Source organism: Ferrimonas balearica (assembly GCF_019802085.1).
Classification (GTDB): domain Bacteria; phylum Pseudomonadota; class Gammaproteobacteria; order Enterobacterales; family Shewanellaceae; genus Ferrimonas; species Ferrimonas balearica_B.
In genome coordinates this window covers 311,021-331,290 of the sequence record NZ_JAHVHV010000002.1, presented here as the reverse complement: position 1 = coordinate 331,290, position 20,270 = coordinate 311,021, and the positions used below count along the sequence as shown (strand labels likewise).

Genomic DNA, 20,270 nt, shown 5'->3' with positions numbered 1-20,270 from the left:
ATTGCAAGGAGGTACACCCCGTGTCCGACTACCAAGCATTGATGGCGCGCTGTGAGGCCCGCCTGGAAAAACTGGCCGCCCAGGCCCCGGTAAAACCCACGCCGCTGGAGCAGCGACTGGAAGCCGAAGGGATCACCCGACGGGACTTCATGAAATGGTCGGCGGTCACCGCCACCGCCCTGGCGCTGCCGATGCAGTTCGCCCCCATGGTGGCCAAGGCGGCGGAAGTGGCCGACCGGGTGCCGCTGATCTGGCTCCACATGGCCGAATGCACCGGCTGTTCCGAGTCCCTGATCCGCTGCGACACCCCCACCATCGACACCGTGCTGTTCGACCACATCTCCCTGGAGTACCACGAGACCCTGATGGCCGCTGCCGGCTGGCAGGCCGAGGAGAACCTGGAGCACGCCCTGGAAGCCTACAAGGGTCAGTACCTGCTGGCCGTAGAGGGGGCCATCCCCACCGCCAACGGCGGCCACTTCCTGACCGTGGGCTGCAAGGGTCACACCGGCATGGAGATCATCCATGAGACCGCGGCCCACGCCGCCGCCATCGTCTCCGTGGGCACCTGCGCCGCCTTTGGCGGGGTCCAGGCCGCGGCACCGAACCCCACCGACGCCCGTCCGGTGGACAAGGTGATCCACCAGCCGGTGGTGAACCTCGGTGGCTGCCCGCCCAGCGAGAAGAACATCGTCGGCACCCTGATGTACTTCATCATGTTCGGCAAGCTGCCGCCGCTGGACATGTTCAACCGACCCAAGTGGGCCTACGGCGCCCGGGTGCACGACAACTGCGAACGCCGCGGTCGCTTCGACGCCGGCGAGTTTGTCGAGACCTTCGGTGACGAGGGCGCCAAAGAGGGCTACTGCCTCTACAAGGTGGGCTGCAAAGGGCCCTACACCTACAACAACTGCCCCACCGAGCGCTTCAACCACCACGTCAGCTGGCCGGTTCTGGCCGGACACGGCTGCATCGGCTGCTCCGAGCCGAACTTCTGGGACACCATGGCGGACTTCGAGAAGCCCCTGGGCCGTCGCGAGTTGCACAGCCTGGATAAGACCGCCGACTTCATCGGCGGGGCCATTCTCGGAGTCACCGTTGCCGGCATCGGCGCCCACGCCGTCGCCAGCGTTTTCGCCAAGGACAATAAGGAGGAGGGACAATGAGCAAGCGTGTCGTAGTTGACCCCATTACCCGCATCGAAGGCCACCTCCGGGTGGAAGTGGAAGTCGACGAGAACAACGTCATCACCAAAGCCTGGTCCTCCTCCACCCTGTGGCGGGGCATCGAGGTGATCATGAAGGGGCGCACTCCCATGGACGCGGGTCTGCTGACCCAGCGGATCTGCGGCGTGTGCACCTACTCCCACTACCGGGCCGGCACCGAAGCGGTGGAGAACGCCTTGGGGGTGAAGATCCCGGTGAACGCCGAGTACCTGCGCAGCCTGATGCAGTCCTCCCTCTACATGCACGACCACCTGGTGCACTTCTACCACCTCCACGCCCTGGACTGGGTGGACGTGGTCTCCGCCCTGTCCGCTGATCCGGCGGCCGCGGCCCAGGAGGCCCTGCGCTGGACCAGCACCCCGGTCGCCGCCGGCGAGGGTGAGCTGCGCGCCGTGCAGGAGCGGGTCGCCAAGCTGGTGGCCACCGGCAAGCTGGGACCCTTCGCCAACGCCTACTGGGGCAATGGCACCTACCAGCTGACCCCGGAGCAGAACCTGATCGCCGTATCCCACTATCTCAAGGCCCTCGAGGTTCAGCGGGTAGCGGCGGAGATGCTGGCCATCTTCGGCGGCAAGCAGCCCCATCCCCAGTCCCTGGTGGTCGGCGGCGTCACCTCGGTGCGCGACATGCTGAGCCCGGCGCGACTGCAGGAGTGGAAGGCCAAGCACGCCCAGGTGCACGACTTCATCCTGCGGGCCTACCTGCCGGACGTGCTGATGGCGGCGGCGGCCTACAAGGCGGAGCCCTCGGTGCTCGGCGGCGTCGGCGTGAAGAACTTCCTGGCCTGCCAGGACTTCGCCATCGGCAACGGCCAGTACCTGTTCCAGGGCGGCGTCATCATGAACGGCGATCTGAGCTCGGTCAGCGACATCGATCCGACCCTGATCAAAGAGGACGTCACCCACGCCTGGTACCAGGACGGTCCGGCCCGCCACCCCTACGACGGGGTGACCGAGCCCAACTACACCGGCTTCACCAAGCGGGACACCGTCTACGGTGAACTGCCGACGGTGGACGGCGACGGCAAGTACACCTGGGTGAAATCCCCGCGCTACAACGGCGAACCGGTGGAAGTGGGCCCCCTGGCCTGCCTGCTGGTCAACTACGCCCGTGGCAACGAGAAGGTGGTGGACGCGGTCAACGGCCTGCTGGAGATGACCGGCCTGCCGGTGGAAGCCCTGTTCACCACCCTGGGCCGCACCGCCGCCCGTCTGGTGCAGACCCTGCTGGTGTGCGACGCGGCGCTGGAGACCTTCGACGCCCTGGTGGCCAACATCGTGGTGGACCAGACCACCTTCCGCGAGCCGGTGATGGACCCCTCGGTGGAGTACGTCGGTCACTCCATGATCGAAGCCCCCCGCGGCATGCTGAGCCACTGGGTGCGGATCACCGGCGGCAAGGTGGAGAACTACCAGGCGGTGGTGCCCACCACCTGGAACTCCGGTCCCATCGACGCCAACGGCAAGATCGGCCCCTACGAGGCTTCGCTCATCGGCATGAAGCTGGAAGATCCCACCAAGCCTCTGGAAGTGATCCGGGTGATCCACTCCTTCGATCCCTGCATGGCCTGCGCGGTCCATGTGATGGATTACAAGGGTCAGGATCTCGGCCAGTTCCAGGTGGGGACCCCGGCGGCCTAAGGAGGGCGTTATGACGACCAAAACCCTGTACACCCGGGACTACGTGTTCAGCCCGGCGATCCGGATCATGCACTGGCTGCGCGCGCTGTCCATCGTGCTGCTGGTGATCACCGGGTTCTACATCGCCTGGCCGTTCCTCACCCCCTATGGCGGGACCGACAACCTGCAGCAAGGGTGGGTCCGGATGGTGCATCTCATTGCCGGCTTCGTGCTGGTGGGGATCACCCTGGCCCGGGCTTACCTGTACTTCTTCAGCCGCAGTGACATCGAGCGCCGCTCCTTCAAGGACGTGATGAGCGTCAACAGCTGGGTGGTGCAGCTCAAGTCCTACCTGTGGATGGGCAAGCTGCACAAGGCGGGGGTCTATGGCCCCCTCCAGTTCGTGACCTACCTGGCGGTGACCCTGGTGATCGTGTTCATGTGCCTGTCGGGCCTGGCGCTGCACGCCAACGTCTACCACGACGGCCTGGGCGGCATGCTCTACCCCTTTGCCGAGTGGTTTGTCGGCATCATGGGGGGACTGGCGCCGGTACGCGAATGGCACCACATCATGACCTGGGTGTTCATCATCTTCACGGTGATCCACGTCTACATGGCGGTGTGGAGCGGCATCCGCTTCAAGCAGAACTCGGTTGACGCCATCGTCTCCGGGTACGACGTGCACAAAGCCAAGCACTGAGCCCCCAGGGCCCGCCCTATCCCGGGGGCGGGCCCTGTTTTTACAGGAGCAGCCATGAGGCAAAAATTTCTGGTACTGGGCATCGGCAACGTGCTGTTCGCCGACGAGGGGATCGGTGTCCACCTGACCCACTACCTGCAACAAAAATACCGGATTGAGGGACCCCACCAGCTCGACTTCGTCGACGGCGGCACCCTGGCCCACGCCCTTATCCCGATGATCGCCCAGTACGACCAGCTGCTGGTGATCGACACCGTCCACTCCACCCAGGGAGCGGTCGGCAACGTCTATTTCTTCGATTTCGATAAGGTGCCTCACCATATCGATTTCCAGGGCAGCGCCCACGAGGTGGAGATGCTGCAAACCCTCAACATGATGGAGATGGTGGGCGATCGGCCCCCCACCCACATCCTCGGGGTGATCCCCGAAGTCCTCGAAGCGATGAGCTTCGAGTTGTCCGGCTCCGTCCGCCGCGCCGTGCCCCTGATGGAGCAGGCGTTCTGCGACCACCTGCGTGCCCAGGGCTTCACCCTGACCCAGCAGGCCGACCCGGACATCATCGAACTGGCCCGTCAGGCCTGCGACCAGGAGGCCTCCCATGAAATTGCGGTTTGAGTTCCACACCGCTCGCCCCGTGCCCCTGTACGGCCGCCTGTGCAACCAGTTCCTGCTCCACCCCCAGGTTCAGGCCATCGGCCAGGACGAGCGGGGCTACTTTATCGAAGCCGAGGGCGAGCAGGCCCCTCTGTCCGCCCTGGCGGATCTCATCGGCCGCACCTTCCCGCTCTCCTGCTGGCTGACCCACTCCGCCATCCAGCCCATCGAGCAGTTCAGCGGCGATGCGGTGGATCTCAAGGGCCCCGCCCCAGCGCTGCCCTACTGTCAGCACTGCCTGGAGACCCCCCGCAGTCTCTGCCCCCACTGCGGCGCCGTGCCGGCGGTGGCCGAGACGCCCCTGGAGCCCCGGCTGAGCGAGCTGGAAACCGCCCTGATGCAGCACGGCGAGGTGGCCTACACCGTGGCCGACAACCGCATCACCCTGTGCCGCCTCGACCGCCTGACTGCCGAGGATGACGGCCTGCTGTTCAGCGCCCCGGAGGCGCTGAACGACGCCCTGCAGATCAGCGAGCAGGGGATCAAGCAGCTGGGCAGCATCGAAAAGCCCCGCCTGCTGCTGATGCCCCGGGCCGAGTTTGCGAAGCGTCATGCCCTGCCCCGGGCCCGCTACTTCGTCCAGCAAAGCGCCGATCGCCTGACCCTGGCCCTGGCCAACCGCCTGACCCAGCGTGGCCTGACCGCGGTGGGGATCCGCCAGGAACGCCCCCCGCTGTGCCTGACCCAGTTTGGCGACACCCCGGTGCCCCTGGCCCTGGGTCACGCCCCGACCCCCATCGCCACCCACGAGCCGGGCCGCCATCGCGCCTCCCTGCTGGGGCTCACCGCCCACTGGGACGATGGCCGGGTGCGCTACCAGAGCGGCGACAGCCAGGCCGAGCCGGATCCCGACTGGGCCGCCGCCTGCGCCCTGGAAGGGGTGCGCCAGCAGGACCGGGTGCCCAAGCGCAGCGCCGTGCTCTATTTGAGCCGCCGCCACCGCTCCGGCCTGCTCTACCAGGACAACGAGGGCGAGTACCAGTGGCTGGTGCGCCTGCCGGACGCCAGCGAAGCGCCCCTGGCGCCAAAGGCCATGCTCGAGGCGATCGGCAACGGCGGCACCGGCGAGCGTCTGCTGGCCCGCTACCGCGAGGTGGACCCGGCCCACCTGGACGCCCTGGCAGCCCTGCCCCAGACCCCGCTGGCCGGCAGCTTCCACAGCCTGTTGGCCCTGGCGGCCTGGTTCAGCGGCCAGTCCAGCGCCACCGATCCGGCCAAGGCCGGCGAGGCCTTCCTCTGCCAGGCCCTGCGCTTCGGCGGCCAGGCCGCGCCCCGCATCGATTACGCGGTGGAGCGGGTGGACGGCACCCTGGTGGTGCAGTGGCAGCGGGCCCTGCAGGCCTGCCTCTCCTACCGCCTGGCGGACCCGGAACAGAAAGCCGGCGTGGCCTTCGGGGTGATCGACTCCTTCTGCGACTTTGTCTGCAACTGGGTCGAGCAGCTGGACATGAACATCGGCCTGGAGGAGGTGATCCTGGCCGGCGACGAATTGGATAACCCGGTGCTGCTGGAACGACTGCGGCTGCGCCTGGGCAAGAACATCGCCCTGCGCCTGCCCACGGATTTCGGCCCCGGCACCCTGGTGACCGGAGCCCTGTTCGTGCCCCAGGCCCTGGCGGACTAACGAGGACAAGCCCATGTGTTTCTCCATCCCCTCGAAGATCACCGCCCTGAACGCCGAGGCCCAGCTGGCCACGGTGGACACCCTGGGGCGGGAGCGTCACGTCAGCGTGCACCTGATCGGCGAACCGCTGGCCATTGGGGACTACCTGCTAATCCAGTCCGGGTTTGCCATGGAAAAGATCGCCGAAGACCGGGCCCTGGACAGCCTGGCGCTGTACCAGGAGATCGTCGACAAAATGGAGCGCGGGGAGGCCTGACATGAACGGCTGCAACGGCATCGCTATCCGGGTTCGCGGCCAGGTCCAGGGGGTCGGTTTCCGGCCCTTTATCTGGCAACTGGCCCAGGAAGCCCATCTGTGTGGGGACGTGTTTAACGACAACGAAGGGGTGCTGATCCGCCTCTGCGAGCCGGTGGACGGCGACGCTTTCGTCCGCCGCATGCGCGAGCAGTTGCCCCCCCTGGCCCGCCTCGATGCGGTGGAGCTGAGCCCCTGCCACTTCGACCCCCAGCCCCGGGAGTTTGCCATCACCCCCTCGGTGGGGGGCACCGCCAACACCCGCATCGCCCCGGACACCGCCACCTGCACCGACTGCCAGCGGGAGATGACGGACAAGGCCGACCGTCGCCACCGCTACCCCTTCACCAACTGCACCCACTGCGGCCCGCGTTTCACCATCATCCACCGGGTGCCCTACGACCGCCCCTACACCTCCATGGCGTCCTTCCCGCTCTGTCCGGATTGCCAGCGCGAGTACGACAACCCCGCCGACCGGCGCTTCCACGCCCAGCCCAACGCCTGCCCGGTGTGCGGCCCGCAGCTGAGCCTCACCGGCCCGGACGGCGGAGAACTGGCCCGGGAGGAGATGGCGCTGCAACAGGCGGTGTCCGCCCTGCGCGCCGGGGAGATCGTCGCCATCAAGGCCCTGGGGGGCTACCACCTGGCGGTGGACGCCGCCAACGAAGCGGCGGTGCTGCGACTGCGCGAACGCAAACATCGCCCCTCCAAACCCTTCGCCCTGATGGCGGCGGATCTGGCCATGGCTCAGACCCTGGCCCGCATCAACGCCGTCGAGGCGGAGCAGCTGCAAAGCGCCGCGGCCCCCATCGTTTTGCTCTCACCCCGGCCCGACCGGGTGCTGGCGCCGGCGGTGGCCCCGGGGATGGCCCGCATCGGCGTGATGCTGGCCAGCAACCCCCTGCAGCACCGGCTGATGGCCCTGATGGGCCGCCCCCTGGTGATGACCTCGGGCAACGCCAGCGGCCGTCCGCCCTGCATCGACGATGCCGTGGCCCTTGAGGAGCTCGGCCCCATCGCCGACAAGCTGCTCACCCACAACCGCGCCATCGTCAACCGCGCCGACGACAGCATCCTGATGGTGGAAGCCGGCGTGCCCCAGCTGCTGCGCCGGGCCCGGGGCTTTGTGCCCACCCCCGTCCCGCTGCCGCCGGGCTTCGAGGCCGCCGACGGCATCCTGGCCCACGGGCCGGATCTGAAAAACACCTTCTGCCTGCTGCGCCACGGCCAGGCGCTGCTCTCCCCCCACCTGGGGGACCTGGCGGACCCGGATCTCTTCGCCGCCTACCGCCACAACCTGGACCACTTCGCCGGGCTGTTCGACTTCACCCTGGTGCGGCGCGCCTGCGACAGCCACCCGGGGTACCTGAGCCACCAGCTGGCCCAGCAACTGGGCCAGGCCGAGGCGCAGCCCGCCCTGTTGGTGGATCACCACCACGCCCACCTGGCCGCCTGCCTGGCGGACAACGGCCAGCCCAGAGATACCGCCCCGGTGCTGGGGCTGATGCTGGATGGCCTGGGCTGGGGCGGCCCCGACACCGAACACCACCTGTGGGGCGGTGAGATCCTCCTGGGGGATTACCGCCACTGCCGCTATCTCGAAGGCCTGCCCCCGGTGGCCCTGCCCGGCGGCGACCTGGCGGCCAAGGCCCCCTGGCGCAACCTGGTGGCCCACCTGGACGAGGCCTGCCACGACTGGGAGGAGTGGACCATCGAGGTGCTGGAACGACTCAAGGCCAAGCCCCTGGGGCTGCTGCGCCAGGGGATCGCCTCCGGCCTCAACTGCCCCGAGGCCTCCAGCGCCGGGCGGCTGTTCGACGCCGCCGCGGCCCTGCTGACCGACGTGTTCGAGCTGCAGCATTTCGAAGGGGAAGCGGCCATGACCCTGGAGGCCCTGGCCTGGCAGGCGGTGTCCGATCCCGACGGCCCCCTGCCGATGGTGGAGCGGGAGGAGCTGATCCTCGGCACCCTGTGGTACGAGCTGCTCAGCGGCCTGGAGCAGGGGGTGGCCCCCGCGGCCCTGGCGCTGCAGTTCCACCAGGAGCTGGCCGCCGGTCTGGTGGGGCGCCTGGTGTACCAGGCCAAGGCTCACCAGGTGGACCGGGTTGCCCTCTCCGGCGGGGTGCTGCAAAACCGCCTGCTGCAACGCTTGCTGGTGCAGGGGCTTAAGGCCAACAACCTGATCCCCCTGACCCACGCCCAGGTGCCCGCCAACGATGGCGGTCTGGCCCTGGGCCAGGCGGTGATCGCCTGGGCCCGCCACCTCGAGGAGACGCCCGCATGACCCAAGCCCTGGCCACCCTGCACCTGTCCGAGCGGCGGGGACAACTGCACGTTTACCCGGAGCTGAGCCTGCCCAAGGTGCCGGCCCTGCTCAATGGCCTGGATCCCAAGGCGGTGCTGGATCGCCTCGGCCTCATCTACCGCCAGTGCGGCGAAGCCCAGCGCTGGGCGGCGGTCAGCCTGATCGAGCAGCACCAGGGACAAACCGCCAAGGCGGTGACCCAGGCCGCCCGGGATCAGGCCCTGGCCCTGGAGTGGGTGACCGAGCACAGCTGGGAGCTGTGGCGCATCGCCCACGAACTGCTGCCGCCATCGCTGGATCGGCTGACCCTGCTGACCCGCTGGCGCCAGGCCCTGACCGAGCGACGGGACGCCCTGTGCGCCCTGCACCACCTGCCGGGCGCCTCGGTCTCCCCCGCCGCACTGGCGCCGCTCACCGAGTGGCGGGGCGAGTGGGAGCGCCAGGTGCTGGACCCGGTGCAGGAGGCGGTCAGCCTCAAGGGCTGGGACAAGCTGTTTTTCACCCCGGCGGACGCGCTGTGCCGCTGGGAAACCGGCCCCGCCGCCCGCCTGGGGATGCGCCACCCCACCCTGGGGGATCGCCTCGAAGCCCTGTGGGCCGAGCTGTGGCAGGCCGCCGACGCCCTCACCCGGCCCGGCGCCCTGACCGGCGGTGGCGTGCAGCGTCCCGGCGAGGTGCCCGCCGCCCGCGGCACCCTGACTCACCAGTGCCTGTGGCAGGCGGACCGGGTGAGCGATTACCAAATTCGCATCCCCACCGAGGGCACCCTGGCCGCCATCGCCGCCAGCCTGTCGGGCCGGCCGGTGCCGCCCCAGCCGGACTGGCGCCAGGGGTTGGCGGTCTGGATCCTGGCCCACGCCCCCTGCCTGGAGGTGGCGATCAACGAACCGGAAACCGAGGAAGAGCGCGAGGAGCAAGCGCATGCATGAGATGTCCCTGGCGGAAGGGATCCTGCAGATCGTCGAATCGCAGGCCGCCGGCAGCCCCAAGGTCCACAGCGTCACCCTCAGCGTGGGTGAGCTGGCGGGGGTGGAGCTGGAATCCCTCAAGTTCTGTTTTGACGTGGTGACGCGCGAGACCTCAGCCGAGGGCGCGTCGCTGGAGATTGAATCGGTGCCCGGCAGCGCCTTCTGCTTCGACTGCCTGGCCCAGGTCCCCCTCGCCCGCCGGGGCGATCCCTGCCCCCGTTGCGAAGGCTACCAACTGACGGTGGTGGGCGGTGACCAGATGAAAGTGAAATCCCTGGAGATCGAATAGATGTGTACCGTATGCGGCTGTGCCGAAGGCAACGTTAAGGTGGAAGGCCACGACCACGATCATGACCATGATCACCACCACGACCACGCGCACCATCACGACCACCCTCATGCGCACCCCGAGGCCCAGCCGGCCACCGTGGTGCACCACCACTACCACTTCAAACACAAAGGCGACGTGCACATCCACTACCACGTCTCCGGCGCGCCGGCCCCCCGGCATGAGCAGGGCCACCAACACAGCCATGCCCACCATCATGGCCACGAGCACGGTCACGCCCATGATCATGAGCATGCCCACGCAGACGCCGAGGGCTTTGCCCCCGAGCAGCAGGGGGAGGATCTGCACTACGGCCAGGGCCCGGCCCACGCCCACGCCCCGGGAATGAGCCAGCACAAGATGGTGCAGATTGAGCAGGACATCCTGGGCAAGAACAACCACATCGCCGAGCACAACCGGGCCCACTTCCAGGCGGATCGCCAACTGGTGCTCAACCTGGTCTCCAGCCCCGGCTCCGGCAAAACCACCCTGTTGACCGAAACCGTCCGCCGCCTGTTCGGGCAGAAGCCGGTGGCGGTGATCGAGGGGGACCAGCAGACCGCCAACGACGCCGACCGCATCCGCGCCACCGGGGTGCCCGCCATCCAGGTCAACACCGGCAAGGGCTGCCATCTGGACGCGGCCATGGTGGACACCGCCTACCACCGCCTGGGGCTGGACCCCGGCGGCGTGCTCTTTATCGAGAACGTAGGCAACCTGGTCTGCCCCGCCGGCTTCGACCTGGGGGAAGCCCACAAGGTGGCCATCCTGTCGGTCACCGAGGGGGAAGACAAGCCACTCAAGTACCCGGACATGTTCGCCGCCGCCGATCTGGTGCTGATCAACAAAACGGATCTGCTGCCCCACCTGAACTTCGACCTGCCCCGCTGCATCGAGTCGGCCCGCCAGGTGAACCCCAACATCGAGGTGATCTGCCTCTCCGCCACCACCGGCGAGGGGATGGACCGCTGGCTGGAGTGGATCGAGCAAAAAGGAGGCGCACTATGTGCTTAGGGGTGCCGGCCCGCATCGAGGCCATCGTCGATGCCGAACAGCAGCTGGTCACCGTCGGTCTGAACGGCGTGCAGCGCAACGTCAACGCCAGCTGCATCTGGCCTGAGTCCCCCGAGGCCCTGCTGGGTCAGTGGGCGCTTATCCACGTCGGCTTCGCCATGGCGCTGCTGTCACAGGAGGAAGCGGAGCAGACCCTGGCCGCGTTGGCCGCCATGGGCGCCGAGGATCACGAGATGGCCGACTTCTCCGGCCTGGGAGCCGCCCAATGAAATTTGTCGACGAGTTTCGCGACCCGCAAGCGGTCAAGACCCTGATCGCCGAGATCGGCGAGGCCCTCAAGGGGGTCGACCCGGCTCGCCAGCCACTGCAGATCATGGAGGTGTGCGGCGGCCACACCCACGCCATCTTCCGCTTCGGCCTGGACAAGCTGCTGCCCGAAGGCATCGAATTTGTCCACGGCCCCGGCTGCCCGGTGTGTGTGCTGCCCCGGGGACGCATTGACGACGCCGTCACCCTGGCCAAGCAGCCCGGCACCATACTGTGCAGCTACGGCGACGCGGTGCGGGTGCCTGGCGATCTCGGCTCGTTGCTGGACGCCAAGGCCGCCGGTGCCGACGTGCGCATCGTCTACTCGCCCCTGGACGCCTTGACCCTGGCCAAGCAGCACCCGGACAAGCAGGTGGCCTTCTTTGCCATCGGCTTTGAAACCACGGCCCCGGCCACCGCCATCACTTTGATGCAGGCCCGCCAGCAGGGGGTCACCAACTTCTCGGTGCTCTGCCACCACATCACCATCGGGCCGCCGCTCAAGGCGATCCTGGACGATCCCGGCGTGCGTCTGGACGGCCTGGTGGCCCCGGGCCACGTCTCCATGGTGGTGGGCCAATCTCCCTACCAGTTCATCGTCGACGAGTACGACAAGCCGGTGGTGATCGCCGGCTTCGAGCCCATCGACTTCCTTACCGCCCTGCTGGGGGTGGTGCGGCAGATTGCCGAGGGTCGGGCCGAGGTGGAGAACGCCTACAAGCGGGCGGTGCAAAGCGCCGGCAACGCCATCGCCCAGCGGGCCATGGCGGAGGTGTTCACCCTGGCGCCCCAGAGTGACTGGCGCGGCCTGGGGGCCATCGACCAGTCCGGCCTGATGCTGTCCGAAGCCTTTGCCAAGTTCGACGCCGAGCGCCGCTTCGGCCTCAAACCCACCCAGGTGGCGGAGCCGGAGGGCTGCGGCTGCGCCCAGGTGCTGCGCGGTCAGATCCGCCCCGGCGACTGCCCCCTGTTCGGCACCCGCTGCACCCCGCAAACCCCGGTGGGGGCCCTGATGGTCTCCAGCGAGGGCGCCTGCGCCGCCTACTACCAATACCGCTGAGCACAGCAACAACAAGGGGGGCTTCATGCCCCCCTTTCTTTTACAGCGTCGACGTCCTCGGCTCAGCCACCCAGGTGCAGGTGCCGGTGTCATAGCGGTACCGGCCCCCCTTGATCCAGGCAGGCATCCACGGCAAAGGCCTCGCTGTCGAGCGCCATCATGGCCACAGCGGTGCACACTGCGGCCAGCATGCCGAGCCGCAGGGCCAGTGTTTTTCTGCGTTGCACCGCCAGCACCAAAGTCTCCAGCCAAAGCAGTATCGAGAGCCCGGCGGCGATAAAAAACAGAAGGTAAAGACTCACGGCTCGCCCCCTTTACTCATCGTTGGCGGCGCTTGCTGAGCTCCATTACCAACGGGAGTCGTTTTCACAGGGAATGCCATCCCCATCCCCGTCCATCTTGGTGTCGGGGCAGTGACGGGTGAAAAACACCGCCTCTTCCCGGGAGGTCATCTGGCTGCAGTATTGCCGACCGTCGCATCGAAACCGGTTGGAAACCGTGGGTTCTCGATGCTCGCTGGTCGAGTGTGGCGCCGCGAGGGGCTCATTGGAGTTAGGGTGTTGATTGGCGTAAAACAGCAGCCCGGCGACACACAGGGCCAATACAAACAGCTTGTTCATCCGGCGTCCTTACCTTAGCGGAAACGAGGCTCGAAGCGGCTCGAGATCTTCTCTGATCGAACACCGTTTCTTACTCTGTAACCCTACGCTTATCCCTAATCGAATCAATCATTTTGGAGTCAAGCTGCCCCGCTTTCACATTGCCTGGCTCAGACCGCTGCGCCCAGCCTCACCCAGCCGGGTCGTAGTCGCTTTGCCCCCTTTTATCTTCAAGCATTTCTAAAAACTCTTTAGCCAGAGCCCTGGATTCTCAATGTCGTGGTGGGCAATTAGGCTGTTTTTCATCCAGGGAACGCCGTCTCATCGCGGTGTCCCAAGCCACAACACAAGGGAGAGCAGCATGTTTAAACAGGTAGGTTGGATAGTGGAAGCCCGAATCAAACCGGGCCAGCGACAGGCCTTTGAGGCGGTGATGCAGGAGCTGGTAGCCGCCACCGAACAGGAGGCTGGCACCCTCAACTACCAGTACTTCGTCTCCGATGAGGGTGAGGTGCTGGTGTACGAGCGCTTTGCCGATGTGGCATCAGCCCATACCCACGTCAGCAACTGGGACCGCTTTGCCGAACGCTGGGTGGCCGCCGCCGAGCCCACCCGCATGGTGCACCTGGGCACCCTGCCTGAAGAACTGCGGGCCCGCCACGCGGCCCTCTCCCCCAAGTACTTAAAACCCCTGGGCGGCTTTGTCCGCTGAAACCCCATCTTGCCCATAAGGAGACCCATCATGGCTTACTACTCGGTTCTCGCCGTCACCCCCACCACGGACAGCTGGATCCCCGATTACATCGGCCCGGCCAACGCTCTGGTGGCCAAACACGGGGGGCAGTACCTGGCCCGTACCAACCAGCATCAGCGCCTGGAGGGCGAAGGGGCGGACGCGGCCCTGCGCATTGTGATCCAGTGGCCCTCCAAGGAGGCCTGCCTGGCTTTTATGGCCGACCCGGAGTACGTACCGCACCTGAAGGCCCGCACCGCCGGCTCCATCAGCGAACACTTCCTGATTGAGGGCAAGGACGACCTGGCCTGAAACGAAAAAGCGGAGGCCAGGGCCTCCGCTTTATGTCACTCGCCATAGGCGGGACTCAGTAGCCGTTCCGGCTTGATGTTGTCCGCCGCCTCCAGCGGGATCTCGGTAACGAATCGACCCGCCTCCCCGAAGGGCTCGGCGGGGATCTCGATGGCCATGCCGCTGTCCACCGCCAAATCCAGCACCTGTCGACCCAGGCGGTTGCAATCCTGCACCCAGTCCTTGGGCATCTCGGAGTGGGCTCGCTTAGGGGTGCAGGCCAACTGGAAGCTGTTGTTGGTGCGATCCACCACCACCGACAGCTCGACGTACTCGTTTTGCATCGGGTTGGCCAATGCCCCCGCCGACATCCCCAGGCAAAGCAGGGCAATCCCTCTGTTCATGGCTCTGTAATCCCATTCGCTGACGCCACCGTCAGACCGCCAAATCACGACAAGGGCTCCAAGCTAACAAAATCGGATGACGGTTTAAATGCACCGGTGCAAACCACAGTGTTCGCCCCGGGTGACTCCGGGGTGCGAAGGCAAAAATGCCTTACCCTTCCGCCCCCTACCCCAGGACATCCGCCCGTCTCCAACACGCCCCCCGGCCTGACCTAGAGTTGCCCTAAGACCGGCGCCGAGAAAAGTCGCCTCATCCCTGATGTCGATCAAGCTTGGCGCTGGCGACGGACCGGGCCTTGAACTAGAGTTTCGCCGCCTGGCCATAAGACCCGGATCCGCAGTTTGATCACAAGGGGTGCACTATGTCCGTTAATCCGTTCCGATGGCTGCTCCTGGCCATACTGTCCTCGCTCTCCCCTGCCCTGATGGCCGCCTCGGCCGATTCCGTCGATTGCGCCACCGAGCCCCTGCAAGGGGCCATTGACGCCGCCGAGCCCGGCTCGGTGCTGACCCTTCAGGGCCTGTGTGAGGGTCACTTCACCATCGACAAAGATCTCACCCTCAAAGGCGCGTCGGCCCAGCTGGTGGGCATCGACGACGGGCCGGTACTGACGTTGAAAAACGGCGCTACCGCGCCCAGGGTGCAGCTGATGGACCTGACGGTGCGCGACGGTGGGGCCTCGCTCTACTTCACGGAAGATCCCTTCTCCGCTGGCGGGGTGCTCATCCTCAATGAGGTTGCCGACCCTCTGGTGGTGTTGATGGACCGCATCACCCTGACGGACAACACCGTCCCCGCCAACGAGGAGGCCACCGGAGCCGGCGGCATCGCCACCCGGGGCCCGGTTTACCTGACGATTCGAGATTCAGTCGTTAGCAATAACGGGGTCCGCAACGCCTCCCTGGATCGCACCATCGTCGGCGGCATTTTGTTGGGTCCACAAGGCCGCCTGGTGATGTTCGACACCGAACTTCTGGGCAACTTCAACCTCACCGACGGGGGCGGCAGCGGCGGGCTGGATTGCGCCGGCCACTGCGTCATGGTGGGTGGCCAGATCACCGATAACCAAACCGGCAGCGACTCCACGAACTCCGGCGCCGGCTTCACCGTGCGCCAGGACGGTTTTTTGCTGATGAAAGGGGTGGGGGTTCAGGACAACCGCAGCGACTGGGATACCTTAGTGGCCGGCGGTGGCGTGGTGATGGGCCACGCGGTGCTGAGCGACACCCAGGTTCGCGATAACCATCTTGTTCCCACCGGCGACTCCGATGGCGCCGCCGGGCTCCTGGTGCACGGGGGCGTGCTGGAAATGGTGGACAGCACGGTTCAGGGCAACCGGGCACCGGGCATCTATCACCGGGGCGCCGCCGGGCTTACCGCCAGTGACAGGGCCCGGGTCACCCTGACCCGCACGGCGTTTCGCGACAACCAGGCGGCGCTCACCCCCAGCGGCACCAACGCCGGGGCCATCATGCTGAGTGACGACAGTCGTTTGAGCGGCTCGGACGTCACGGTACGCCAGAACGGCGGTCAGGTGGGCGGCATCCGCGTGGGAGAGGGGACTCGGCTGGTGCTGGACGGCAGCCGGGTTCAAGGCAACCTGGGGGATCAGGCCGGCGGCATCTGGCGGGATAGCACCGCCTCCACTCCGGGCGAGATCCTGCTGCTCGACACCCGGGTGTTTAACAACACCCCGAACGATTGCAGCGGCTTTACCAGCCCGGCCTGCCCATAACATCACCTTCGCCCGGGCCGGGCATAAAGGGCCTGCCCGAGCGTCAGCGAGAGGGGACATCCCATGTCCAACATCATCGCCAAACTGATCGCCACCGGCGCCCTGCTGTGCGCCGGATCGGCCCTGGCGGATCCTGCCGCCATCGAGGTGGACTGCCAAACCCAACCCCTGCAAGGGGCCATCGACAGTGCCGAGCCCGGCTCCGTATTGCGCCTGAGCGGGGTGTGCCTGGGCAATTTCGACATCGACAAGGACCTGACCCTGATGGGCGACTCCGCAATTCTGGACGGGGAGAACCAGGGCCCAGTGCTGACCATCCATGGCGACGTTTCGGCACCCAGTGTGTGGCTGCAGGATCTCACGCTGCAACATGGCGGCACCTACGTCGAGGTGCTTGAGAGTAACTACAGCGCCGGCGGCCTGCTGCTCAATAACCTCGGCGCCGCCACCATGGCGGTCACCCTGGAGCGGGTCATCCTGATGGACAACGACTTTCACGCGGATGAGGACTCCGCCGGGGCGGGGGGCATCGCCACCCTGGGGCCGGTGGCCCTGACCCTGCGGGACAGCACCCTGATCCGTAACGGCGGCATTGGGCCGGACGACAACCGGGTCGTGGGTGGCATTCGCCTGGGGGCCCAGGGCCAGCTGGTGATGACCGACTCCCACCTTATGGACAACGAGAACAACGGCGACGGCAGCGGCAGCGGCGGCATCGACTGCTTTGGCCACTGCGTGATCCTCGGCGGCAGCATGACCGGTAACTACGCCGGCAAGGACTCCGCCTCCGGTGGCGCCTTTACCGTGCGCAGCGATGGCTACCTGTTTATGCAAGGCACGCGGATTGAGCAAAACCGTTCGGACTCCTTTGGCAGCGGAGCCGGCGGCGGCGCCGTCTTTGGCCAGGCGGTGCTTCAGGGGGTGCGGTTCGACCGCAATTCCGCGGACAACTCCGAGTACGCCATGGGCGGCGCACTGTTCTTCCGAGGGGAGGCCCTCGAGCTGATGGGCTGCACGCTCAGCAACAATTTCGCCTCTGATGGCAGCGGCGGTCTCTTTGCTCTTGGCCAGGGCTACCTCTTTATCGATAACACCGATCTTAATGGCAACCGCGGACGGGTGGGGGCCATTGAGGCCCTATTTGGTCCCCAACTGGTCGCTCAGCGCGTCAAGATCACCCGAAACCAGGGCACCCACGGCGGTCTGCTGCTGGGGGAAGACACCTCGCTCACCCTGTTGGACAGCCGGGTTCAGAACAACCAGGGCGAGCTGTCCGGCGGGATCCAGGTGAGCGCCCCCACTCAGGGCGGCGAGCCCGCTCAAGTGCTGCTACTGGACACCCGGGTAATGAACAACAGTCCCACCGACTGCGACGGCTTTACCAGTCCCGCCTGCCAGTGAGCCCCGGGGCGCCCTAGTGGCGCCCCTTATTGGTCAGCCACACCGTCTGGTAGGGGGCCAGGGTGATCTCCCCGTGCAGATCCTCGAAGCCGCCGCCGCTGAGCAGATCCCACCAGTGCTCGGTGCCGATCAGGTTGAGGCTGGCCAGGCGCAGGGTCTGGGGGGCGTCGGTGACGTTGGAGACGGCGAAGATGCTCTGATCCCGATGACGGCTTTGTCGCCACAGGCCAAACAGCGCCTCCCCCAGGTGCAGCACAAACTGGGTGGCGCTGGGGTGAAACGCCGGCTGGTTCTGACGCACCCGCACCAGATCGCAGAGGCGGCCGAACACCCGGCTGTGGTGACTGTCCGGGTCCGCCAGTTCCGCTTCCAGCCGGTCGGCGTCCCAGTTGTGGCGGTTGATGCTGCGGTTGTTGCCGGTGTTGGCCAGCTTGGCGTGGTCGTTCTCGGTGGCCAGCAGGCTGTGCAGGTAGATGGCCGGCAACCCCTCCAGGGCCAGCATGATGGCGTGGGCGCAGAGAAAGCGCGCCTCCTGATGGCCATCCTCCCCTTTCAGGGTGCCCTTCATGGCGTCGAACAGGGCGATGTTGATCTCGTAGGGGCGCAGGCCGCCCCCGGCCAGGCTGCGCCAGGAGATCCGCCCGCCGAACCCCTCCATGGTGGTGGCGATGTCGGCGATCGCCTGCTCATCCAGCAGCCCCTCCACCGGCCGCAGACCGATTCCGTCGTGGGAGGCGATGAAGTTCAGGTAGGTGGTGCCCAGCTGGGCCGGCGGCATGCTCATCTGCCACAGCTTGAGGGCGTTGCAATCGCCGCTGAGCAGAGTGTGCAGCAGCAGCGGCGGCAGGGAGAAGTTATAGATGGCGTGGGCCTCGTTGCCGTTGCCGAAGTAGGCCAGGTTCTCCCGGTTGGGGATGTTGGTCTCGGTGATCAGGAGGATCCGCGGGTCGAAGAAGGCCACCAGGGTGCGCAGCAGACGAACGATCTCATGGGTCTGGGGCAGGTTGAGGCAACTGGTGCCCGCCTCTTTCCAGAGAAAGGCCACGGCGTCGAGGCGGAAAATCGTCACCCCTTTGCTGAGGTAGAGCTGGATGATCTTCACCATCTCCAGCAGCACCCGGGGATTGGCGAAGTTGAGATCCACCTGGTCGTGGCTGAAGGTGCACCAGACGTGGCGCTCCCCTTGTGAAGTCTGCACCGGCTTGAGCAGCTCACTGGTGCGGGGGCGCACCACCTGATGGTAGTCACCATCGGGATCGGCGCAGAGGAAATAGTCCCGGCCCGGCGCCTCCCCCGCCTTGAACTGCTCGAACCAGCGGCTGCGGCTGGAGCAGTGGTTGATCACCAGATCCGCCATCAGCTTGTAGTCCCCGGCGATCGCCTCGATGTCCCCCCAGCCCCCCAGGCTGGGGTTCACCTGGGCGTAATCGATGACGGCGAAGCCATCGTCGGAGCTGTAGGGAAAAAAGGGCAGGATGTGCACGCCGGTGGCCACCCCGGCCAGGTGACGGTCGAAGAAGGTTTTCAGGGTGTGCAGGGGGATCTCACCGGCCTTGCGGATGCTGTCCCCGTAGGTGATCACCACCAGATCGCTTTCGTCCCAGGCCTCGGCGTGGGGCCGGGGAATGGCGCAGTGGCCCTCGGCGCCGATGGCCGCCACCAGCTCCCGGGCCAATGCCGGGCCATCCTCGTCGGGGTAGATCAGGGCCAGGTGCTCCTCCACCCTCAGGTGCAGCTCCTCCAGCGAGGCCTGGCTCATCCCCGGCCCCCCATAAACTCCTGGTGATCCGCCTCCACCGCTTCCACCAGCTGCTCGAAAATGTCCGGGATGGCGCTGCGCACCCGGCTCCAGCTGGGGATAAAGGGCTTCTCCTTGGGGTGCTCCAGGAAGTGCAGCCCCGCCTTGAGCACGTTCTCGGCGAACAGCTCCACCGACTCCTCCTCACAGTGGACGTCGAAATCCAGGCCGTTAATCACCGCGTCGTTGCGGTAGGTCTCGATGAAATCCAGGGCGATGCGGTAGTAGGTGGCCTTGATGGAGCGGAAGGTCTCGGAGGAGAACACCACCCCGTTGGTGGCCAGCTTGCGGAAGATCGCCTTGCTGATGTCGATGGACATCTTGGACAGGCCGCCGTTGTCGTCGTCCTTGGACAGGTCCTGGTGCTTGTGGTCGTAGCAATCGGCGATGTCCACCTGGCACAGGCGGTTGGTGGCGTAGTTGCGTTTCATCTCCGACAGCACGCCGATCTCCAGCCCCCAGTCGCTGGGGATGCGGATGTCGTTGATCACGTCGATACGGAAGGAGAACTCGCCGGCCAGGGGGTAACGGAAGGAGTCGAGAAACTCCAGGTAATCCAGGTGGCCGAAGATCTTCTTCAGCGAACGCAGCAGCGGGGTCACCAGCAGCCGGGTCACCCGGCCGTTGAGCTTACCGTCCGCCACCCGGGCGTAGAAGCCCTTGCAGAACTCGTAGTTGAAGGTGGGATTGGCCACCGGGTAGATGAGCCGGGCCAGCATGCTGCGGTCGTAGGTGACGATGTCGCAGTCGTGCAGCGCCACCGATTCGGTTTGCCCCCGGGCCAGCACGTACCCCAGGCAGTACCAGACGTTGCGCCCTTTCCCCAGCTCAGTCGGCGCCAGCCCCTGGGCCCGCAGCTTAGCGTCGATGGCCTGCAGTCGGGGGCCGTCGTTCCAAAGCACCCGGTGGCTCTGGGGCAGGCGGTTGAAAAACTCCAGGGCGTGCTGGTACTGCGTCCGGTCGGCCCGGTCCAGGCCGATCACCACCTCGGAGAGGTAGGGCACCTGGGCCAGCTCATTGACGATGTTGTCCAGCGCCGGCCCCTCCAGCTCGCTGTAGAGCGAGGGCAACACCAGGCTCATGGGCCGAACCTTGGCGTGCTGGGTCAGCTCCGCCTCCAGGTCTTCGATGGAGCGGTCCGTCAGGTTGTGGAGAGTGGTAATGATGCCGTTCTGGTAGAAATCGCCCATGTGGTGCTCCCTGCCGCGA

Annotated in this window: 21 protein-coding genes; 16 read left to right on the top strand and 5 right to left on the bottom strand. The window is 66.4% G+C overall.

Features of this window, described 5'->3' with window-relative positions:
• Nucleotides 1-41: 41 nt before the first annotated feature.
• From KUV81_RS09835 to hypD, 12 genes are read left to right on the top strand one after another with little or no spacing between them, the layout of a single operon-like run.
• Nucleotides 42-1,166, top strand: coding sequence for a hydrogenase small subunit (locus KUV81_RS09835; RefSeq protein WP_261389372.1), 1,125 nt, complete (start codon nucleotides 42-44; stop codon nucleotides 1,164-1,166).
• Nucleotides 1,163-2,866 carry a nickel-dependent hydrogenase large subunit gene (locus KUV81_RS09830; RefSeq protein ID WP_222543691.1) on the top strand — a complete coding sequence of 568 codons (1,704 nt, stop codon included), beginning with the start codon at nucleotides 1,163-1,165 and terminating at the stop codon, nucleotides 2,864-2,866. Before KUV81_RS09835 ends, KUV81_RS09830 begins: the two co-directional genes overlap by 4 nt.
• Nucleotides 2,867-2,876: 10 nt before the next feature.
• The gene (gene cybH / locus KUV81_RS09825) at nucleotides 2,877-3,545 is read left to right on the top strand and encodes a Ni/Fe-hydrogenase, b-type cytochrome subunit (protein WP_222543690.1); all 669 of its coding nucleotides are present in this window, start codon (nucleotides 2,877-2,879) and stop codon (nucleotides 3,543-3,545) included.
• 54 nt (nucleotides 3,546-3,599) lie between these two features.
• Complete coding sequence (locus tag KUV81_RS09820; protein WP_222543689.1) at nucleotides 3,600-4,160, top strand: HyaD/HybD family hydrogenase maturation endopeptidase; 561 nt, start codon at nucleotides 3,600-3,602, stop codon at nucleotides 4,158-4,160.
• Entirely contained in the window at nucleotides 4,144-5,823 is a 1,680-nt protein-coding gene (locus KUV81_RS09815; RefSeq protein ID WP_222543688.1) for a hypothetical protein, read from the top strand. The genes KUV81_RS09820 and KUV81_RS09815 overlap by 17 nt, the downstream gene beginning before the upstream one ends.
• A 13-nt stretch (nucleotides 5,824-5,836) precedes the next feature.
• On the top strand, nucleotides 5,837-6,079 hold the full coding sequence (locus KUV81_RS09810; protein WP_222543687.1) for a HypC/HybG/HupF family hydrogenase formation chaperone: 243 nt from the start codon (nucleotides 5,837-5,839) through the stop codon (nucleotides 6,077-6,079).
• A 1-nt stretch (nucleotide 6,080) separates the two neighbouring features.
• The gene (hypF, locus tag KUV81_RS09805) at nucleotides 6,081-8,402 is read left to right on the top strand and encodes a carbamoyltransferase HypF (RefSeq protein ID WP_222543686.1); all 2,322 of its coding nucleotides are present in this window, start codon (nucleotides 6,081-6,083) and stop codon (nucleotides 8,400-8,402) included.
• Complete coding sequence (locus KUV81_RS09800; protein WP_222543685.1) at nucleotides 8,399-9,352, top strand: hypothetical protein; 954 nt, start codon at nucleotides 8,399-8,401, stop codon at nucleotides 9,350-9,352. The genes hypF and KUV81_RS09800 overlap by 4 nt, the downstream gene beginning before the upstream one ends.
• Nucleotides 9,345-9,680, top strand: coding sequence for a hydrogenase maturation nickel metallochaperone HypA (gene hypA, locus KUV81_RS09795; RefSeq protein ID WP_222543684.1), 336 nt, complete (start codon nucleotides 9,345-9,347; stop codon nucleotides 9,678-9,680). The genes KUV81_RS09800 and hypA overlap by 8 nt, the downstream gene beginning before the upstream one ends.
• Nucleotides 9,681-10,733, top strand: a complete 1,053-nt coding sequence (hypB, locus tag KUV81_RS09790) for a hydrogenase nickel incorporation protein HypB (RefSeq protein WP_222543683.1) — start codon at nucleotides 9,681-9,683, stop codon at nucleotides 10,731-10,733.
• Nucleotides 10,724-11,002 carry a HypC/HybG/HupF family hydrogenase formation chaperone gene (gene hypC, locus KUV81_RS09785; RefSeq protein ID WP_222543682.1) on the top strand — a complete coding sequence of 93 codons (279 nt, stop codon included), beginning with the start codon at nucleotides 10,724-10,726 and terminating at the stop codon, nucleotides 11,000-11,002. The genes hypB and hypC overlap by 10 nt, the downstream gene beginning before the upstream one ends.
• Nucleotides 10,999-12,099, top strand: coding sequence for a hydrogenase formation protein HypD (hypD, locus tag KUV81_RS09780; protein WP_222543681.1), 1,101 nt, complete (start codon nucleotides 10,999-11,001; stop codon nucleotides 12,097-12,099). The genes hypC and hypD overlap by 4 nt, the downstream gene beginning before the upstream one ends.
• An 89-nt stretch (nucleotides 12,100-12,188) precedes the next feature.
• Here hypD and KUV81_RS09775 read toward each other — a convergent pair whose 3' ends face one another.
• Both KUV81_RS09775 and KUV81_RS09770 read right to left on the bottom strand, forming a co-directional pair.
• Nucleotides 12,189-12,401: a hypothetical protein gene (locus tag KUV81_RS09775; RefSeq protein WP_222543680.1), complete on the bottom strand. Its 213-nt coding sequence runs from the start codon at nucleotides 12,399-12,401 to the stop codon at nucleotides 12,189-12,191.
• Nucleotides 12,402-12,446: 45 nt separating this feature from the next.
• Nucleotides 12,447-12,719, bottom strand: a complete 273-nt coding sequence (locus tag KUV81_RS09770) for an excalibur calcium-binding domain-containing protein (RefSeq protein WP_222543679.1) — start codon at nucleotides 12,717-12,719, stop codon at nucleotides 12,447-12,449.
• 340 nt (nucleotides 12,720-13,059) lie between these two features.
• Between KUV81_RS09770 and KUV81_RS09765 the strand changes: the two genes are divergently transcribed.
• On the top strand, nucleotides 13,060-13,410 hold the full coding sequence (locus tag KUV81_RS09765) for a putative quinol monooxygenase (protein WP_222543678.1): 351 nt from the start codon (nucleotides 13,060-13,062) through the stop codon (nucleotides 13,408-13,410).
• A gap of 30 nt (nucleotides 13,411-13,440) precedes the next feature.
• On the top strand, nucleotides 13,441-13,743 hold the full coding sequence (locus KUV81_RS09760) for a DUF1330 domain-containing protein (protein WP_222543677.1): 303 nt from the start codon (nucleotides 13,441-13,443) through the stop codon (nucleotides 13,741-13,743).
• 35 nt (nucleotides 13,744-13,778) lie between these two features.
• On the opposite strand, the gene KUV81_RS09755 is transcribed toward KUV81_RS09760, so the two are convergent.
• The gene (locus KUV81_RS09755; RefSeq protein WP_222543676.1) at nucleotides 13,779-14,126 is read right to left on the bottom strand and encodes a hypothetical protein; all 348 of its coding nucleotides are present in this window, start codon (nucleotides 14,124-14,126) and stop codon (nucleotides 13,779-13,781) included.
• 362 nt (nucleotides 14,127-14,488) lie between these two features.
• On the opposite strand from KUV81_RS09755, the gene KUV81_RS09750 reads away from it, so the two are divergent.
• Nucleotides 14,489-15,862: a hypothetical protein gene (locus KUV81_RS09750; protein WP_222543675.1), complete on the top strand. Its 1,374-nt coding sequence runs from the start codon at nucleotides 14,489-14,491 to the stop codon at nucleotides 15,860-15,862.
• Nucleotides 15,863-15,925: 63 nt separating this feature from the next.
• Complete coding sequence (locus tag KUV81_RS09745; RefSeq protein WP_222543674.1) at nucleotides 15,926-17,263, top strand: hypothetical protein; 1,338 nt, start codon at nucleotides 15,926-15,928, stop codon at nucleotides 17,261-17,263.
• Nucleotides 17,264-17,276: 13 nt separating this feature from the next.
• Here the strand turns inward: KUV81_RS09745 and KUV81_RS09740 are convergent, their stop codons facing one another.
• Both KUV81_RS09740 and KUV81_RS09735 read right to left on the bottom strand, forming a co-directional pair.
• Nucleotides 17,277-19,022, bottom strand: a complete 1,746-nt coding sequence (locus KUV81_RS09740; RefSeq protein ID WP_222543673.1) for a sugar phosphorylase — start codon at nucleotides 19,020-19,022, stop codon at nucleotides 17,277-17,279.
• Nucleotides 19,019-20,251 carry a glycosyl transferase gene (locus KUV81_RS09735; RefSeq protein WP_222543672.1) on the bottom strand — a complete coding sequence of 411 codons (1,233 nt, stop codon included), beginning with the start codon at nucleotides 20,249-20,251 and terminating at the stop codon, nucleotides 19,019-19,021. The genes KUV81_RS09740 and KUV81_RS09735 overlap by 4 nt, the downstream gene beginning before the upstream one ends.
• Nucleotides 20,252-20,270: the final 19 nt, after the last annotated feature.

What these genes read in the sequence shown, in the direction of transcription:
- KUV81_RS09835 (WP_261389372.1), top strand. Translation starts at nt 42, where the DNA reads ATGGCGCGCTGTGAGGCCCGCCTGGAAAAACTGGCCGCCCAGGCCCCG.
- KUV81_RS09830 (WP_222543691.1), top strand. Translation starts at nt 1,163, where the DNA reads ATGAGCAAGCGTGTCGTAGTTGACCCCATTACCCGCATCGAAGGCCAC.
- cybH (WP_222543690.1), top strand. Translation starts at nt 2,877, where the DNA reads ATGACGACCAAAACCCTGTACACCCGGGACTACGTGTTCAGCCCGGCG.
- KUV81_RS09820 (WP_222543689.1), top strand. Translation starts at nt 3,600, where the DNA reads ATGAGGCAAAAATTTCTGGTACTGGGCATCGGCAACGTGCTGTTCGCC.
- KUV81_RS09815 (WP_222543688.1), top strand. Translation starts at nt 4,144, where the DNA reads ATGAAATTGCGGTTTGAGTTCCACACCGCTCGCCCCGTGCCCCTGTAC.
- KUV81_RS09810 (WP_222543687.1), top strand. Translation starts at nt 5,837, where the DNA reads ATGTGTTTCTCCATCCCCTCGAAGATCACCGCCCTGAACGCCGAGGCC.
- hypF (WP_222543686.1), top strand. Translation starts at nt 6,081, where the DNA reads ATGAACGGCTGCAACGGCATCGCTATCCGGGTTCGCGGCCAGGTCCAG.
- KUV81_RS09800 (WP_222543685.1), top strand. Translation starts at nt 8,399, where the DNA reads ATGACCCAAGCCCTGGCCACCCTGCACCTGTCCGAGCGGCGGGGACAA.
- hypA (WP_222543684.1), top strand. Translation starts at nt 9,345, where the DNA reads ATGCATGAGATGTCCCTGGCGGAAGGGATCCTGCAGATCGTCGAATCG.
- hypB (WP_222543683.1), top strand. Translation starts at nt 9,681, where the DNA reads ATGTGTACCGTATGCGGCTGTGCCGAAGGCAACGTTAAGGTGGAAGGC.
- hypC (WP_222543682.1), top strand. Translation starts at nt 10,724, where the DNA reads ATGTGCTTAGGGGTGCCGGCCCGCATCGAGGCCATCGTCGATGCCGAA.
- hypD (WP_222543681.1), top strand. Translation starts at nt 10,999, where the DNA reads ATGAAATTTGTCGACGAGTTTCGCGACCCGCAAGCGGTCAAGACCCTG.
- KUV81_RS09770 (WP_222543679.1), bottom strand. Translation starts at nt 12,719, where the DNA reads ATGAACAAGCTGTTTGTATTGGCCCTGTGTGTCGCCGGGCTGCTGTTT.
- KUV81_RS09765 (WP_222543678.1), top strand. Translation starts at nt 13,060, where the DNA reads ATGTTTAAACAGGTAGGTTGGATAGTGGAAGCCCGAATCAAACCGGGC.
- KUV81_RS09760 (WP_222543677.1), top strand. Translation starts at nt 13,441, where the DNA reads ATGGCTTACTACTCGGTTCTCGCCGTCACCCCCACCACGGACAGCTGG.
- KUV81_RS09755 (WP_222543676.1), bottom strand. Translation starts at nt 14,126, where the DNA reads ATGAACAGAGGGATTGCCCTGCTTTGCCTGGGGATGTCGGCGGGGGCA.
- KUV81_RS09750 (WP_222543675.1), top strand. Translation starts at nt 14,489, where the DNA reads ATGTCCGTTAATCCGTTCCGATGGCTGCTCCTGGCCATACTGTCCTCG.
- KUV81_RS09745 (WP_222543674.1), top strand. Translation starts at nt 15,926, where the DNA reads ATGTCCAACATCATCGCCAAACTGATCGCCACCGGCGCCCTGCTGTGC.
- KUV81_RS09740 (WP_222543673.1), bottom strand. Translation starts at nt 19,022, where the DNA reads ATGAGCCAGGCCTCGCTGGAGGAGCTGCACCTGAGGGTGGAGGAGCAC.
- KUV81_RS09735 (WP_222543672.1), bottom strand. Translation starts at nt 20,251, where the DNA reads ATGGGCGATTTCTACCAGAACGGCATCATTACCACTCTCCACAACCTG.